We start from the raw sequence: 15,585 nt of genomic DNA, 5'->3' as shown, positions 1-15,585 counted from the left end.
CGTATATAAATTCAACTATCCCATCTCAAACTTATTCAAGATGGGCGAAGGGAAACAGCGTGGCGAAGGGTGCGGCGAAATCGGTCGAGGCGGTGGGCGAGCGGCGGATGCAGCTTGGCCGGCTGGGCGACTATGTCGGGTTTCGGATGCGGCGCGTTCAGAACCAGCTGTCGGCGGACTTTGCAGCGGCGACCGCGCATCTTGGCATCCGATCCGGCCTGTTCTCGTCGCTTGCACTGATTGAGGCCAATCCCGGCCTGTCGCAGCAGGAGCTGTCCGGCACGGTCGGGCTGGACAAGTCGATCACGGTGCAGATTGTCGACGAGCTCGAAAAGCGCGGCTGGGCGCAACGTGAACGGTCGAAGGTGGATCGTCGTCGTCATGCGCTGACCATCCTGCCCGCCGGCAGCAAGATGCTGGACGAGCTGTTCGCGATCATGAAGGGGATCGAGGCGGAGGTGCTGGCGACGCTCAGCGCCGAGGACCGGCCGATCTTCGATGCTGCGCTCGATCGCATGTACGACGTCTTCCATCGGTAAATCCCTCTCCCGTGGGGAGAGGAGGGAGCCGCGAAGCGGCGGAAGGGTGAGGGCGATGCCGTCACATTCCCTGGCGCATCGCTTGCCCCCTCACGCTTTCGCGCCCAGCTGGAGCGCAGCTTACAGCTTCACCCTGAGTGATGCCGCCATCAGTCGGCCGATCGGATTGGCTGCCGATGGATCATAGCCGCCGCCGCCGTTCAGGCTGGGCGCGACGTTTACATAAGGCGGCGCGACATCGAACAGGTTGCGCACCTCCAGCCCCAGGGTCACGCCGCCAAGGAACGATGGCGCGCCCATTTCGCCCAGGTCCCAGGTCACGGCCAGGTCGATCGGGGTGTAGCTGTCGACCGTCTGATTGGGCGTGATCGCGGTGTTGCGATAGCTGCCGACATGCGTTGCGGTGGCCTGGACGCGGATCGCGTCATAGTCCCAGGTGACGCTACCGCGCGCCTTGAACTTGAGCGGATTGTAGATGGTGTTCAGTCGATCGATCGGCGTTCCCGCGGGCGAGGCCGCGGTCTGGTATTTGAAGAGATAGGTGCCCGAAGCGTTGAACGCGAACGAGCCGGCATTGTCGGTCGTCAGCGAATAATTGGCGACGAAATCGATGCCGCGTGTCTTGGACTGGCCAAGGTTGTTGTTGCGACCGTCGATGAACAGGTCGACATTGTTGGGGTTGCCGCCGGGGAATGTGCCGCGTGCCAGCGTGACGCCCTGGCTCAGCAGCTGGAGCACGCGGTCGCGTGCGGCCGTGCCGCGCAGGATGATGCCAGTGCCGGCGAACTGCGCCTCGCGTGTCAGGATGGCGAGGTCGGACAGATAGCTGTCGACCTGGTTGATGTAGCTGACGTCCCAGTAGGTGAGGCTGAGGCGGAAGTTGCGAGCTACGTCCCAATCCGCGCCGACCGACCAGGTGGTAGCTTCTTCGGGGTCGAGGTTGGTGTTCGGCCCGGAATAGGCAAAGCCGGTGAGCGGCGCGCCGCCGGCCGGGTTCTGATAGGTCTGGCCGAACAGATTGTTTGAATTGCCATAGATTTGCGAGATCAGCGGCGCGCGGAACGACGTGCCATAGCTGCCGCGAAGGACGAGGCCCGGAAGCGGCGACCAATTGACGCCGAACTTGGGATTGGTGGTTTCCCCGACATCGGAATATTTGTCGTAGCGAACGGCCGCATTGACCTCGAGCCGCTCGAAGCCCGGGGTCGCATTGCCCGGGCCGAATAGCGGGATCAGCAACTCGGCATAGGCTGAATCGACGCGTCGCAGGAAGTTGCGGAACACGATCGGCGTACCCGCGGCGCCACGCGCCGAGCCGAGGAAGGTCTCGATCTCCTGTCCCTCATAGCCCGCGGCAAGCTTCACCTGGCCGCCCGGCAGCGTGAACAACGGCCCGTTCAATCGCGCTTCATAGCCATTGAAATGATTGAGCGTGGGCGAGAGCGTCACGAAGTTGCTGATCGCCAGCAGCGTCGCCGCGCTGGTGCGGCCCAGGCCATAGGGATCGAAGGCGGTCGCCGGGTTGCTGCTCGCCAACGCGGCATTCAACGCCGTCGCATTGAGCCCGCGCACCTGGTCTGACTGGTCATCACCGCGCCCATAAGTAAACAGTGCCTCGAACTGCCAGTCGCTCGGCAACTTGACGCGCACGCCCGGCGTGATCTGCCAGTTGGTTGCCGACCCCTTCGACACGTCGCGCGGCAGGTCGTTGATGAAATTATAGTCGATCGTATAGCTGGTGCCGGCAAAGCCCGCCGGGCGGACGAAGAAGGCGTTGGTCTGCGGCACGGTCAGCGTCGAGCTGAAATAGGCGGGCAGGCGCTCATATTCGCGCTTGCTGTAGAAGCCGTCGGCAAAGACCGTCAGCCAGTCGGTCACGTCGAACGATGCGGTGCCGTTGACCGAATTATACTTTTGCTGCGGAAACAGATCCTGGCCGATCAGGTCGTTGCAACTGTTGGTCGTGCCGGCGGTCAGCGGCTGGCCGGTATATTGCGCGGGCAGCGCATAGGCGACGCCGCCTGCGCGCAGCGTTCCCGGCGCGCAGCGGGTTACGCGGTAGTCATTGCCGCCAAACGGTCGCTGGTCTGAGCGGAAGAAGTCGCGATCGTCGCCGCTGAGGTTCGATCGGTAGCTGCGCTCATAGGCGAGCATGATCTGCCCGCGATCGAACACCTTCCCGACCGCGATACCCAGCGTGGATTCGCGGAAGTCTGCGCCCCAACCGCCGCGCGCTACGGCCTCGATCCCGTCCAGCGTGCGGCGCGGGATCAGGTTGACCACGCCCGCGATCGCGTCGGAGCCATAGATGGCCGACGCGCCGTCGGCGACGACTTCGACCCGCTCAAGGCCCAGCGTCGGGATCACCGACGGTTCGAACGCGCGGCTGTTGTTCACCGCGCGATGGCCGTCAACCAGGATCAGCGTGGCATAGGGCCCGATGCCGCGCAGGTTGATCGTGTTGCCATAGGCGATGTTGCCGCTGCCGCCGCCTTGCCCGCGGGAGTTTTCGCTGACGCCGAGGTCGAGGACTTGCGGGATCTGCTGGATCAGGCGATCGGTGCTCACCGCGCCGCTATCGACAATCGCCTCGCGATCAACGGCGATGACGGTTGAGCCGACCGGGGCGGCGCCGCGCAGGCGGCTGCCGGTGACCACGATGCCGTCCTGTTGCGCTTGATCTGTGGTAACGGTTTCGGGACCGGCGTTGGGCACAGGCTCCTGCGCCAGCGCGGCGTTGCCGCCGAGCGCGATCGCCAGCGCGCTGCACGCGCCGATGAGCCGAGGATAAGCCTGTCGCATCCGTCCCTCCCAATTTCGAGCGGCCGCTTGGCGCGGCTCACGAATCGATATGAACACAAACAGTTTGGATCGTCAACATTATCTGATCGGTCGGAAGCGACAATTGACGCCGCCCGGCAAACATGTCTTTTCAATCGTCATGTCGCGAGAACAGAACGAAATCGGCGCCCTCGGCCCTGTCGTGGGCTATCATCTGCGCCGCGCCTCGGGCGCATTTGCTGCCGATTTCGCCACGGCGATGGAAGGCACCGGCATGCGCCAGGTGCTGGTCGGCATCCTGTCGGTCGTCGCCGGCAGCCCCGGGATCAATCAGGGCGCGGTCGGACGCGTGCTGGGCATCAAGCGCGCGAACATGGTTTCGCTGATCAACGAGCTGGTTGATGCCGGGCTGATTGCGCGGGAAGTCGATCGGGCCGACCGCCGCGCTTTTTCGCTGGGCATCACCGATGCGGGGCGCTCGATGCTGAACGAGTGCCTGGAACGCATCACGACGCATGAGGCGCGAATGCTGGCGGAGTTCAGCGCCGCCGAGAAGGCGACATTGCTCGAATTGCTGGGCCGGATCGAGCGGCGCGACCCGGCCGCGGATTGAGGTTCAGTCGGCCAGGATCAGCGCGTCGAGCGCGACCACACCTTCGCCCTCGGGATAGACGACGACCGGATTGAGGTCGATTTCGCGGATGTTCGGCGTTCCGGCAAGGACGCGGCCGAGACCGGCGATCAGCCTGGCCACTGCATCGATGTCGAGCGCGGGCGAACCGCGATAACCGCCGAGCAGCGCGGCCTGCTTGAGCTGGCGCAATTCGGTGACGATCGCCTCGTGCGTAAGGTCGATGGGCAGCAGGCGGACATCGTGCAGCAGTTCCGCCGTCACCCCGCCAAAGCCGACGAGGATGACCGGACCCCACTCTGCATCGTTGCGCGCGCCGACGATCAGCTCGACGCCGCGCTTGCCCATCGCCTCGACCTGCGCACCGTCCAGTGCGATGGCCGGATCGTAAGCCGCGACATTGCCGTAGAGTTCTGCCCACGCCGCATAGAGTGCCGCGTCGTCGGCAATACCCAGCAGCACGCCGCCGGCGTCGCTCTTGTGGCTCAAGTCGGCAGACTGCGCCTTGATGGCGACGGGGTAGCCGACCTGGGCGGCAATCGCCTTGGCTTCGTCGGCGCTCGCCGCGAAGCCACCGGCGGGGAAGGGGATGCCGACGGCGCTGAGCAGATGTTTCGCGCGATGTTCGGGAATTACGCCCGACGGCAGTTCGAGCGGGACCGGTGACGCATCGGCGCGAGCGAAGTCGCGCATCGCGAACCTGCCTAGATGGCGCAGCGCGCGGAATGCGCGTTCGGGCGAAGGGAAATAGGGAACTCCGATCTCGCGCAGGCCCGCGATATACTGGGCCGGAACCTCGCCGCCCTCGTCGATGCCCGCGAAGATCACCGGCTTTTCGGGTGCAAGGGCCTTCACCGCATCAATGATGGCGGGAAATTTGCGTGCGCATGTGGCCGGGTCGGTCTGGATGATGCCGAACACCAGCGCCGCATACTTGTCGTCCGCGAGCAGCGGGCTGAGTGTGCGGCGATAGAGATCGGGATCGACCAGCGCCTGGGCCGTCAGGTCCATCGGGTTCGACACGGGGATGAAGTCGGGGATCGCTGCGCGCATCGCGTCCGCGGTCACGCCGTCGACTGCCGGCAGCTCAAGCCCGATATTTTCCGCCAGATCCAGCACCAGCGCCTTGAACGCGCCACTCTCCGTCAGCACCGCGGTGCCGCCGGGACGCACGGGCTTGGCGCGCACGGCGATCTCGACGACATCGCCCAGCGCTTCCAGGCTATCGACCAGGATTACGCCAGCGCGCTCGACCTTGGCCTTCATCAGCTGCCAATCGCCGGCCATCGCGCCGGTGTGCGTCGCCGCGGATTCGCGCGCGGCGGCCGAGGTGCCCGGGTGCAGCAGCACGATCGGCTTGCCCGCAGCACGCGCCTTCTCTGCGAGCGCAAGGAAGCGTGCCGGCTGGCGGAACTGCTCGACGATCATCGCGATCGCCGGGGTCGCCGGATCGCCGATCAGGTACTCGACATAATCTTCGACCCCCGATGCGGCTTCATTGCCCGTCGACACCGAAAGGGTGATACCAAGGCCCTTGGCGATCAGATTGGGGGCGAGTACCACTGCCATCGCGCCCGACTGGCTGACGATGCCCACCGCGGGCTTGTTGGTGAGATCAAGCGGCGGCGTTTCGACGAAAGTCAGCGGCACGCCGGCGGCATAGTTGACCAGGCCCAGGCAATTGGGTCCCTCGACCACCATGCCACATTCGTCGGCAATACGCGCGACTTCGGCTTGTGCCGCCAGCCCTTCCTCGCCGCCCTCGGCAAAGCCGGCCGAAAAGATGATTGCCGCGCCGACGCCGCGCGCAGCGAGTGCCTGCACCGCGCCCAGCACGGCAGGACCGGGAATCGCCAGCACCGCCGCGTCCACGCCGTCCGGCAGTTCGTCGATCGATTTCAGGCATTTACGCCCGTCGATCTCGTCCCGCTTTGGGTTGATGAGGTGGATGTCGCCCGAAAATCCGTGCCGCTCGAGGTTGCGAAGAACGCTGTTGCCCAGTGCGCCCGGGGTCGGTGAGGCGCCGACGATGACGACCGAACGGGGGGTGAGCAGGCGGGAAAGGTCGGGGGCGGACATGGCGGTCCCTTGGTCAAAATAATCGAGGACGGTTCACCCTCACCCCTCCGGCGCTTCGCGCCTCCTTGCCTCTTCCACAGGGAAAGGGAAGGGGCCCGCTCGCGCAGAGGGTGGGAAGGGTGATGGCGACTTGCCCTTCAGATCACGCCTTAACGCGATCCTTGTCGTACGCACCGAGTCCCGGCTTGTAGCTCTTTTCATCGATGAACTGACGGATACCTTCCTTGCGACCTTCACTGTCGTAGCTGTTGGCCGCTTCCTGCGCGCGGACCAGATAGTCCTCGGCATCGTCATAGCTCATGATGCCGACACGCTTCATCGCGTCCTTGGTCGCCTTCAGCGCCACCGGGTTCTTCTTGAGCAGCTCGTTGGCGACTTGCGTGACGCGGTCCTTGAGCTGCGCCAGCGGGAGCGCCTCGTTGACGAGGCCCCATTCGACTGCGGTCTTGCCGTCGATAGTCTCGCCCATCATCGCATGATACATCGCCTTGCGGAACGGCATCAGTTCCTGCGCGACCTTGGTCGCGCCGCCGCCGGGCAGGATGCCCCAGTTGATCTCGGACAGGCCGAATTTGGCCTCTTCCGCGGCAAAGGCGAGGTCGCAGGCGAACAGCGGGCCATAGCCGCCGCCGAAGCACCAGCCATTGACCATCGCGATCGTCGGCTTCTGGTACCAGCGCAGGCGGCGCCACCAGCCATAGCTTTCGCGCTGCGCCTTGCGCGTGCCGGCCAGACCCTTCGCCTCGGTTTCGCGGAAATATTCCTTGAGGTCCATGCCGGCGGTCCAGGCCGGCCCCTCGCCCGACAGGACGAGCACGCCGACGTCGTCGCGAAATTCGAGGAGATCGAGCACTTCCATCATGTCGCGGTTGAGCGTCGGGCTCATTGCGTTGCGCTTGTCCGGACGGTTGAAACGCACCCATGCGATACCGTTCTCGACGTCATATGCGACGACGCCGTTGCTCGAAGTTTCGGTCATTGGTCTTCCTCGTTCGCGCTGGACGGCCCGGCGCTGCGCCGGACCGTGCGGCTATTCATCAAATCGGATAGTGGCCCGGCTGCGTCTCGATCGTGATCCAGCGCAGTTCGGTGAAGCTGTCGATGCCGGCGCGCCCGCCGAAGCGGCCATAGCCCGATGCCTTGACGCCGCCGAACGGCATCTGTGCCTCGTCATGCACGGTCGGGCCGTTGACGTGGCAGATGCCCGACTTGATCTGCCGGGCAACGCGCAGGCCGCGTGCGGTGTCGCGCGTGAACACCGCGGCGGACAGGCCGTACTCGGTGTCGTTCGCGAAGTCGATCGCATGCGCCTCGTCGCGCGCGCGGATCACGCCCACCACCGGGCCGAAGCTTTCGTCGCGGAACAGCTTCATCTCCGGCGTCACACGATCGATGACATGCGCGGGCATCAGCACGCCGTTCGCCTCGCCGCCATTGACCTGCACCGCGCCGGCACCGATCGCATCGTCGATCAGGCTGCGGACATGATCGACGGTCTTCTGATCGACCACCGCTCCTAGCGGGGTCTTGCCTTCACGCGGATCCCCGACCGGCATCGTGCCGACCTTCGCCTTGAACTTCTCGACAAAGGCATCTGCGACCGCCTCGACCACAATGATCCGCTCGGTCGACATGCAGATCTGGCCCTGGTTCATGAACGCGCCGAACGCGGCGGCCTTGACCGCTTCGTCGAGATCGGCGTCGTCGAGCACGATCAGCGGCGCCTTGCCGCCAAGTTCCAGCAGCACCGGCTTCAGATGCTCGGCAGCGCGCTTGGCGATGATGCGCCCCACGGCGGTCGAGCCGGTGAAGTTGATGCGGCGCACGTGTGGATTATCGATCAGCGCGCCGACGATCTCCGGCGCATCCGCCGGGGCGTTCGTCACGATGCTGACCGCGCCCTCGGGCAGCGCTTCGTTGAATGCCTCGGCGATCAGGCTGTGCGTACGCGGGCACTGCTCGCTCGCCTTCAGCACCACGGTGTTGCCGCAGGCAAGCGGCGTCGCGACGGCGCGCACGCCAAGGATGATGGGCGCATTCCACGGCGCGATGCCCAGCATCACGCCGACCGGCTCGCGGACCGCCATGGCGATGCAGCCCGGCTTGTCGGACGGAATGACCTCGCCGCCGATCTGCGTGGTCAACGCAGCCGCTTCGCGCACCATCGACACGGCAAGCATGTGGTTGAAACGCGCCCAGCCTTCGGTCGCGCCGATCTCTCCCTTCATCGCATCGACGAAATCCTCGACCTTCCCCGCCAGCACGTCGGCCGCCTTGTTCAGCGCGGCGCGGCGAGCGTTGGGGCCCAGCGCCGACCATGCCGGGAAGGCAGCTGCAGCGGCGTCGACGGCCACATTCGCGTCGGCCACCGTAAATGCCTTCGCTTCGGTCGCAACCTCGCCGGTGACCGGGTTCAAGCGGGTGAAGCTGGTGCCGGGTGCCGGCGGTGCCATCGTTGCCATGAGCGCCTCTCTCCTTATTGTTATACTCTATAACGTAAATTTGGCGGATGCAAGTCTCGGGAAGCGCACGCGTGTCAGCGGCTTTCGAGGGCGGCGTCCTGCGGCGCCGACCATCCGCGCATGGCGAACAGCGCGATGGCGCCGATGATAGATCCAAGGCCCATCAGGATCGCGACCGTTTGCAGCCCGTAGCCGGCAGCGAACAGCAAGCCCGCCAACGCCGGCGCGAGGGCCGATCCGCCGCGGCCTACGCCGATGACGAAGCCGGTTGCGGTGGCACGCACGCCGGTCGGGAACGACTGGGCGATCAAGGCATACAGGCCGACGACCCCGGCGTTGGTTGCGAAACCGGCAATGGCTGCAACCATCGAGAGCGACGTGAGATCGGTCTGCGCACGTCCGAACACCGCCACCAGCACGGTCGAGGCAAGCATGGCGAAGATGGTAAGGCCGAGCAGGCGCAGCTTGCCGGTGAGCAGGCCCAGGATCAGCGATCCGGCCGCGCCGCCGATACTGGCCCAGACCAGCACGCCGGCCGCCTGCGGCGCCGGGAAGCCCATGTCCACAACGATCTTCGGGATCCATTTCAGGATGAAATAGAAGGTCATGATGTGCATGAGATAAGCGAGCGTCAACAGCACCGTGCCGCGCAGCAGGGTTGGGGAGAACAGGTCGATCAGCGGCGTCTTGCGCGGCGCGCCCGCCACCATATCGGGCAACGAATCGACCGGCGGGTGCCCCATGCGCGTCAGCGTCGCGTTGATGCGGTGAAGTGCGTCCGGCGGACGCTTGTGCATCAGGAACGCCACGGACTCCGGTGCGCGCCACAGCACCAGCGGAATGAACAGCACGGAACAGAACGCCCCGAAAACGAACACCGCCCGCCAGTCGTAATGCGCCAGCAGCACGGCCGAGATCGAGCCGCCGATAATGGTACCGACGGGGTAGCCTGCCGCCATCAGCACGACCGCCAGCGAGCGCTGTCGCGCGTTCGCAGCCTCTGCCATCGCCGCGTTGGTCGCTGCGAGCATTCCCCCGATGCCGAGGCCGGTGAGCACGCGCCAGGCCGACAGGATCTCGATCGAGTGCGCGGTCGCGGCACCAAGCATGCCGATGGTCATCAACGCCAGGCAGGACAGGATGGTCGCGCGCCGTCCGATCCGATCGGCGATGCCGCCCAGGAACAGCGAGCCGACCGCCATGCCGATCAACTCCATCGACAGCACCAGGCCGAGCGCGGCGCGATCGATGCCCCAGTCCTTGGCGATGCCGGGCGATGCAAAGCTGATCGACAGGACATCGAACCCATCGAGCGCATTGAGCCCGACCATCGTCGCGACGATACCCCATTGGAATCGCGACATCGGTTCGCGGTCGATCACCGCGCGTGGATCGGTGGCCATCATCCCCTCCAGGCGTTCATGCTGTCATTGTTATACCGGCAAACTAGTTCAGCGGTAGATGCGCGCAAGCAGTTCTTCGAGTGTTTTCAGCTCGCCGGCGGTAAAACGATCTTTCAGCCACGCTTCATGCTCGACGATCGCTGCCTTTGCGTCCGCGAGCACGGCGGTCCCGGCGTCGGTCAGGCGAAAGGCGATGCGCCGCCGATCGGTCGCGGACGGGCGGCGGACGAGCAGGCCGCGCTTCTCCAGGCCGTGCACCAGCGCCATGGTGGTTGCACGATCCATGTCGAGCGCGGCAGCGAGATCGGTTTGCGCCAGGTCCGGATGATCGCCGGTCAGCCACAGCACCGACACTTGTTTCTGCGTGAGGCCGAGTTCGCTGAAATGGTCGAGGAAATGCCGCTGGACCGCCCCGTGCGCACGACGCAACCGCAGGCCGAGATTGCGATCGAGATCGCCGCGCGTGATGCGAGGGCGGGTCATGCGCGCGCCGATTGCGTCCAGCCGGCCATCGTCACCGCGGCGTGGTGCAGCGATCCACAGTGCGGTCCAGCAATATATGGGAGCCTCATTCGCATTGCTTGCCGCGCGGTGGACCCCGACACAAGACCGGGTGACAGGCTCGTGGCAATCGGCAGTGACTATCCGATCGCCCGTTCCGCCTCGACCAGCCGCTTGATGATCTGCCGTGCCCGCACGCTTCCCTGGTCGATCGAATAGCCGCGCAGCTTCATGTCGGGATTGGCATCGATGCTGCGCTGCTGCGCCTCCAGCACTTCGACATCCTCGTCGAACACCTGGCCCTGCTGCGCCTTGAAGCGAGCGGTAAAGCCGGCATCGTCGATGTCGAAGTTGCGTGCCATGCCCCAGAAATAGTGCGTGGTCGTCGCGGATTCGGGCGTCATCGCGTCCACGACAAAGCCGCGCACCCCTGAATCATGGTCGTCGATTGTATCGCCTGCCTCGACCGGCGAGACGCCAACGTCGATCAGCACTGAGGACGGCTCGATGAAATGGCACACCTGCCAACGGTCGACCGGTCCCGCCGAACGCAGCGCGTCGCGCCAGAATGGCGGCGGCTCGATGCCGGGCATCCAGCGGCGCACGCGCACTTCATCACCATCGACCACCGTCTCGATCGGCGCTTCCAGGATTTCGTGCTGACCGATCGATCCCTGATGCACCCAGGTTTCGTGGGAAAGGTCCATCAGATTGTCGATGACCAGCCGATAATCGCAGGCGATGTGGTTATAGCCGCCATCGAAGGTCCAGCCCGGCGCACTGCATGGCCAGAAGTCGGGGATCAGCGCCGGATCGGCCTTTGCCGCCTCGCCGATCCAGATCCACACGAAACGGTGCTTCTCAATCACTGGATACAGCGTGGCGCACAGGCCCTTGGGCACTTGCTCGTGCTTGATCGGCATCTGCGTGGCGCAGCCATCGGACCCGATGAGCAGGCCGTGATAGCGGCAGCGCACCGAGTCCCCCTCCTTGAACCCCATCGAGAGCGGCAACAGCCGGTGGGGGCAGGCGTCGCGCATCGCCACGACACTGCGATCCAGCTTGCGGAACAGCATCACAGGCTCGCCGCAAATGGTGCGGGCGATCGGCGTGCGATCGACTTCCGAATCCCACGCCGCGACGTACCACCGATTGGTTATCCAGGTCATTGCCTCGATCCTCTCTTGCCCTTATCGATTATCGGCAAAATTTGTATGTAATACGTACAAACGCCGCAAGGAGAAATTGAGGATGCCGATGCCCCCCTTCCGTGCCGACCATGTCGGCAGCTTCCTGCGGCCCAAGGCGCTGATCGACGCGCGGGAGGCGTTCAAGGCCGGATCGATCGATGCCGCCGGGCTGCGCGCCGCCGAGGACGAGGCGATTCGCGGCGTGGTGAAGTTTCAGGAGGATCTGGGGCTGCAGAGCATCACGGACGGCGAGTTCCGCCGCACATATTTCCACACCGACTTCCTGCTGCAACTCGATGGCGTCGAAGAATCGGGGGGCACCGCAGTTCACTTCCACCAGCATGGCGGAAAGGAGCTGTCCTACGCGCCGCCGGTCATGAAGATCACTGGGAAGGTCGAACATGCCCGCGACATCCAGCGCCCCGATTACGAGTTCCTGGCGAGCTGCACGACGCGCACGCCCAAGGTGACGATTCCTTCGCCGACGATGCTGCACTTTCGCGGCGGGCGCGAGGCGATCGACGCGACAGCCTATCCGCAGCTGGACGATTTCTACAGCGATCTGGCGGCCGCCTACCGCGCCGAGATCGCCAGCCTCGCCGATGCCGGCTGTCGCTATCTCCAGCTCGACGATACCAACCTTGCCTATCTATGTGACGACACACAGCGCGAGAATGCGAGGCGGCGGGGCATGGATCCGGACGAGCTGCCGCGGCTGTACGCGCGCATCATCAACGATTCTATCCGCGACAAGCCGGACGACATGATCGTTTGCGTGCATCTGTGCCGCGGCAATTTCCGATCGAGTTGGGCGGCAGAGGGTGGGTACGAGCCCGTCGCCGAAGTGCTGTTCAACGAACTGAAGGTCGACGGCTACTTCCTCGAATATGACGACCCACGTTCGGGCGACTTCGCGCCGCTGCGTCACGTGCCAAAGGGCAAGACGGTGGTACTGGGTCTGGTGACCACCAAGCTCGGCGAACTGGAATCCAAGGACGATGTGAAGCGCCGGATCGACGAGGCCGCCCGGCAAATGCCGCTCGACCAGATCGCATTGTCGCCGCAATGCGGCTTTTCGTCCACGGTGCACGGCAACGACATCGAGGTCGCGCAACAGGCGGCCAAGATGCAGCTCGTCATCGATGTAGCGACTGAGGTTTGGGGCGGCATCGGCGGCTAGGCCGGCCGTCGCCGTAAGATCAAGGCGCCCGCGATCAGCGCGCCGATCAGGGCGAGGCTGACCGTGGGCGTCGGCGATAGCCGCACCACGGCAGTCGAGATCGCCGCCGCACTCGCCATCTGAATCGTGCCCAGCAGGCTGGTGGCGGTGCTGGTGCGTTGGCCCCGGCCGGCGATCGCTTCGGCTTGAAGCGTCGGGCCGGTCAGACCGGCGCCGAACGAGATCAGGCTCATCGCGATCAGCAGCCCCCATGGCCCGGACCCGGTGGCCGCCACCGCCACCACGGCAGCGGCGCCAAAGCCCAGCGCCGCCGAACCAACCGGCAGCAACGCCGCCGGGTGCCGGCGCGCGATCACCGGCACCGCCAGGCTGCCGAGGATGATCGCGCAGGCGACCAGTGAATAGAACAGGCCCGACAGCATCGGACCGGCGCCCGCGGCCGTGAGCGTGAAGGGCGACACCGCAAGGAACAGGTAAAAGCCGCCATTGATCATGCCGTTGGCAAGGGCGATGCGCAGATATCGGGGATGGCGGGCCACCTCGCCATAGCTGCGCAGGATCGGACCGGGACGCAGCGCTTCAGGGTCGCCGGTGCGGGTTTCCCCGATCAGGCGCAATGCGGCGATCAGGCTCAGCAGGGTAACGCCGGCCAGCAGCCAGAACAGCGCCGGCCAGCTCGCGATGCCGACCACGGCGCCGCCGACCGCCGGTGCGACCGCCGGCGAGATCAGCGTCACGCTGGTCAGGATCGCAAGCCGCGCGGCAGCGGCGGACTGGCCCGCGCCATCGGTCGCCATGGTGCGCGCCGCGACCAATGCGGCGGCTGCGCCCGACGCTTGCAGGCAGCGGCCGATCAGCATGACCGCAAGGTTTTCCGCCAGCGCGCATGCCACGCATCCGCCAAGGAACGCCACCAGCCCGCCGATCAGCAGCGGCCGTCGTCCGAACCGGTCGGCCAGCGGCGCGGCGATCAGCTGGCAGGCGGCCAGTGCGGCGAGGTAGCTGCTGATGACGAGTTGGCCGTCACGCGGCGAAGCGCCGATCCCTGTCGTCAACAACGGCAACGCCGGCACGATGATCTGGATCGCCAGCGAGCCCAGCGCCGCGATGCCGCCCAGCAGGACAAGCTGGCCCGTGTCCGGCGCGCTGGCGCATGTGCTTCGATCGGCCATTGCCCTCCCCAATTAGGAATGAGGGATAGCGATCTTTGCACCCCGAACAAGCACCGCGCGGTCCAATCATGGCGCAACCGGCAGAGGTGCTTTGCGTTGGCGGCCTCATGGCGAAGCTCGATCCTCAAGCCGTCGTCACGCCGGAAGAGCGCGCGCGCGGCCTCGACCTGCTGGTGCGTGAGGCTGCATTGTCGGGCGGCGCGGCGGCGCTGACCAGCGGCGTCATCCTCACTGCCTTCGCGCTGCATCTGGGCGCATCGAACGTCATGATCGGCCTGCTCGCAAGCGCGCCGTTCCTGGCGCAGCTGCTGCAATTGCCCGCGATTGCATGGATTGAGCGCTGGCGTACCCGCAAAAGGGTTTCCGTGGTGTGCAGCCTCATCGGCCGCGCGATGCTGGCGGTCATGGCGGTGGCGGCATTCTTTACCGGCACGCTCCCGCTGATCGCGTTCGTCGTCGCGCAGTTCGTGCTGTGCGGCATGGGCGCGATCGGGGCGTGCGCGTGGAACGCGTGGATGCGCGATCTGGCGCCCGAGGAACAACTCGGGCGGGTGTTCGCCAAGCGCACGCTATGGCTGACGGCCATCAGCCTGGTGCTCGGACTTGCCGCCGCGGGCGCGCTCGACTGGACGCATCCGGGGTCGGACGAGCGCAACCTGGTGTTCGCCGGCATGTTCGCGGTCGGCTGCATCACCGGGCTGCTTAGCGCGCGCATGGTCGCGGCGATGCCCGAACCGATGATGCCGCCGCGCACGGATCAGATCGGACTCGTCGCGCTGCTGCGCGAACCGCTGCAAGACCGCAATTTCGTCCGCCTGCTGCGTTTCCTGTGCAGCTGGCAATTCGCGGTCAATTTCGCGACGCCGTTCTTCACCGTCTATATCGTGCGCCAGCTGGGCTTCCACGTCAGCTTCGTCATGGTGCTGAGCGTCGTAAGCCAGATCGCCAATATCGCCATGCTGCGCCTGTGGGGCACGCTCAGCGATCGCTTTGCCAACAAGTCGGTGCTGAGCGTCTGCGCGCCGGTCTATATCCTCGCGATCGTTGCGATGATCGGCGCCTCGCAGCTGGGGTCGCGCGAAGCGGTGAAGCTGTGGCTGATCGCGCTGCACCTCGTTATGGGCGCGTCCATCGCCGGCGTGACGCTGGCGAGCACCAACATCGCGCTCAAATTGTCGCCCAAGGGGTCGGCCACGGCTTATCTGGCGGCCAGCGCGATGGCGACGGCGGTGGCGGCGGGCGTCGCCCCGATCCTAGGCGGGTTGCTCGCCGAGTTCTTCGGCGCGCGCCAGCTGGAGCTGGTGGCACGCTGGTCGAGCCCGGCCGGCGTCTTCGCCCTCCCGCTGGTCCTGCACCATTGGGATTTCTATTTCCTGATCGCCGGTGCGATCGGCCTCTATGCCCTGCATCGCCTGTCGACGATCGAAGAGCGCGGCGAGATCGAGGCTCGCGAGATGGCGAGGCAGGTGCTCAGCGAAACGCGGCGCTCAATCCGGAATATTTCGACGGTAGCGGGGTTGCGGGCGGCGACCGACCTGCCGGGATCGCTGCTGCGCGACGCCCGATTGCGGGTTCGCTTCCGGCGCGCGCAAGCCGGTCGAAACTAGGTTGGTAACTTATGTTGCGGTGCCGGAATTATTCACGTTC

At 65.5% G+C, this 15,585-nt stretch carries 12 protein-coding genes; 4 read left to right on the top strand and 8 right to left on the bottom strand.

Annotated features, from left to right (window positions below; genetic code table 11):
- The first annotated feature begins 59 nt into the window (after positions 1–59).
- Positions 60–539, top strand: coding sequence for a MarR family winged helix-turn-helix transcriptional regulator (locus BFL28_RS10385; RefSeq protein WP_158011646.1), 480 nt, complete (start codon positions 60–62; stop codon positions 537–539).
- A gap of 120 nt (positions 540–659) precedes the next feature.
- Here the strand turns inward: BFL28_RS10385 and BFL28_RS10380 are convergent, their stop codons facing one another.
- The gene (locus tag BFL28_RS10380) at positions 660–3,341 is read right to left on the bottom strand and encodes a TonB-dependent receptor domain-containing protein (RefSeq protein ID WP_069320481.1); all 2,682 of its coding nucleotides are present in this window, start codon (positions 3,339–3,341) and stop codon (positions 660–662) included.
- Between the two features lie 139 nt (positions 3,342–3,480).
- Between BFL28_RS10380 and BFL28_RS10375 the strand changes: the two genes are divergently transcribed.
- Positions 3,481–3,933 carry a MarR family winged helix-turn-helix transcriptional regulator gene (locus BFL28_RS10375; RefSeq protein WP_069320586.1) on the top strand — a complete coding sequence of 151 codons (453 nt, stop codon included), beginning with the start codon at positions 3,481–3,483 and terminating at the stop codon, positions 3,931–3,933.
- A gap of 3 nt (positions 3,934–3,936) precedes the next feature.
- Here BFL28_RS10375 and BFL28_RS10370 read toward each other — a convergent pair whose 3' ends face one another.
- The 6 genes from BFL28_RS10370 to BFL28_RS10345 all read right to left on the bottom strand — a co-directional run bounded on the left by BFL28_RS10370 (position 3,937) and on the right by BFL28_RS10345 (position 11,565).
- Complete coding sequence (locus tag BFL28_RS10370; protein WP_069320480.1) at positions 3,937–6,030, bottom strand: acetate--CoA ligase family protein; 2,094 nt, start codon at positions 6,028–6,030, stop codon at positions 3,937–3,939.
- Between the two features lie 142 nt (positions 6,031–6,172).
- Positions 6,173–7,009, bottom strand: coding sequence for a p-hydroxycinnamoyl CoA hydratase/lyase (locus BFL28_RS10365; RefSeq protein ID WP_069320479.1), 837 nt, complete (start codon positions 7,007–7,009; stop codon positions 6,173–6,175).
- A 58-nt stretch (positions 7,010–7,067) separates the two neighbouring features.
- Complete coding sequence (locus BFL28_RS10360) at positions 7,068–8,492, bottom strand: aldehyde dehydrogenase (RefSeq protein ID WP_241527290.1); 1,425 nt, start codon at positions 8,490–8,492, stop codon at positions 7,068–7,070.
- 74 nt (positions 8,493–8,566) lie between these two features.
- Complete coding sequence (locus tag BFL28_RS10355) at positions 8,567–9,895, bottom strand: MFS transporter (protein WP_069320584.1); 1,329 nt, start codon at positions 9,893–9,895, stop codon at positions 8,567–8,569.
- A 48-nt stretch (positions 9,896–9,943) separates the two neighbouring features.
- Positions 9,944–10,378 carry a Saro_0803 family transcriptional regulator gene (locus BFL28_RS10350; RefSeq protein ID WP_069320478.1) on the bottom strand — a complete coding sequence of 145 codons (435 nt, stop codon included), beginning with the start codon at positions 10,376–10,378 and terminating at the stop codon, positions 9,944–9,946.
- 158 nt (positions 10,379–10,536) lie between these two features.
- Positions 10,537–11,565, bottom strand: coding sequence for an aromatic ring-hydroxylating oxygenase subunit alpha (locus BFL28_RS10345; protein ID WP_069320477.1), 1,029 nt, complete (start codon positions 11,563–11,565; stop codon positions 10,537–10,539).
- Positions 11,566–11,647: 82 nt separating this feature from the next.
- On the opposite strand from BFL28_RS10345, the gene BFL28_RS10340 reads away from it, so the two are divergent.
- On the top strand, positions 11,648–12,766 hold the full coding sequence (locus BFL28_RS10340; protein WP_069320476.1) for a 5-methyltetrahydropteroyltriglutamate--homocysteine S-methyltransferase: 1,119 nt from the start codon (positions 11,648–11,650) through the stop codon (positions 12,764–12,766).
- Here the strand turns inward: BFL28_RS10340 and BFL28_RS10335 are convergent.
- Entirely contained in the window at positions 12,763–13,938 is a 1,176-nt protein-coding gene (locus BFL28_RS10335; protein WP_069320475.1) for an MFS transporter, read from the bottom strand. The two genes, BFL28_RS10340 and BFL28_RS10335, sit on opposite strands and share 4 nt — an antisense overlap.
- A gap of 107 nt (positions 13,939–14,045) precedes the next feature.
- Between BFL28_RS10335 and BFL28_RS10330 the strand changes: the two genes are divergently transcribed.
- Positions 14,046–15,545, top strand: coding sequence for an MFS transporter (locus BFL28_RS10330; protein WP_158011645.1), 1,500 nt, complete (start codon positions 14,046–14,048; stop codon positions 15,543–15,545).
- Positions 15,546–15,585: the final 40 nt, after the last annotated feature.

The sequence above is a fragment of the Sphingomonas turrisvirgatae genome (genome assembly GCF_001721295.1).
Taxonomy (GTDB): domain Bacteria; phylum Pseudomonadota; class Alphaproteobacteria; order Sphingomonadales; family Sphingomonadaceae; genus Sphingomonas; species Sphingomonas turrisvirgatae.
The sequence above is the reverse complement of the archived record's forward strand: the minus strand, read 5'-3'. Positions and strand labels throughout refer to the sequence as shown.

Coding starts and splice junctions, on each gene's coding strand:
- BFL28_RS10380 (WP_069320481.1), bottom strand. CDS start 3,341: ATGCGACAGGCTTATCCTCGGCTCATCGGCGCGTGCAGCGCGCTGGCG.
- BFL28_RS10375 (WP_069320586.1), top strand. CDS start 3,481: ATGTCGCGAGAACAGAACGAAATCGGCGCCCTCGGCCCTGTCGTGGGC.
- BFL28_RS10370 (WP_069320480.1), bottom strand. CDS start 6,030: ATGTCCGCCCCCGACCTTTCCCGCCTGCTCACCCCCCGTTCGGTCGTC.
- BFL28_RS10365 (WP_069320479.1), bottom strand. CDS start 7,009: ATGACCGAAACTTCGAGCAACGGCGTCGTCGCATATGACGTCGAGAAC.
- BFL28_RS10360 (WP_241527290.1), bottom strand. CDS start 8,492: ATGGCAACGATGGCACCGCCGGCACCCGGCACCAGCTTCACCCGCTTG.
- BFL28_RS10355 (WP_069320584.1), bottom strand. CDS start 9,895: ATGGCCACCGATCCACGCGCGGTGATCGACCGCGAACCGATGTCGCGA.
- BFL28_RS10350 (WP_069320478.1), bottom strand. CDS start 10,378: ATGACCCGCCCTCGCATCACGCGCGGCGATCTCGATCGCAATCTCGGC.
- BFL28_RS10345 (WP_069320477.1), bottom strand. CDS start 11,565: ATGACCTGGATAACCAATCGGTGGTACGTCGCGGCGTGGGATTCGGAA.
- BFL28_RS10340 (WP_069320476.1), top strand. CDS start 11,648: ATGCCGATGCCCCCCTTCCGTGCCGACCATGTCGGCAGCTTCCTGCGG.
- BFL28_RS10335 (WP_069320475.1), bottom strand. CDS start 13,938: ATGGCCGATCGAAGCACATGCGCCAGCGCGCCGGACACGGGCCAGCTT.
- BFL28_RS10330 (WP_158011645.1), top strand. CDS start 14,046: ATGGCGAAGCTCGATCCTCAAGCCGTCGTCACGCCGGAAGAGCGCGCG.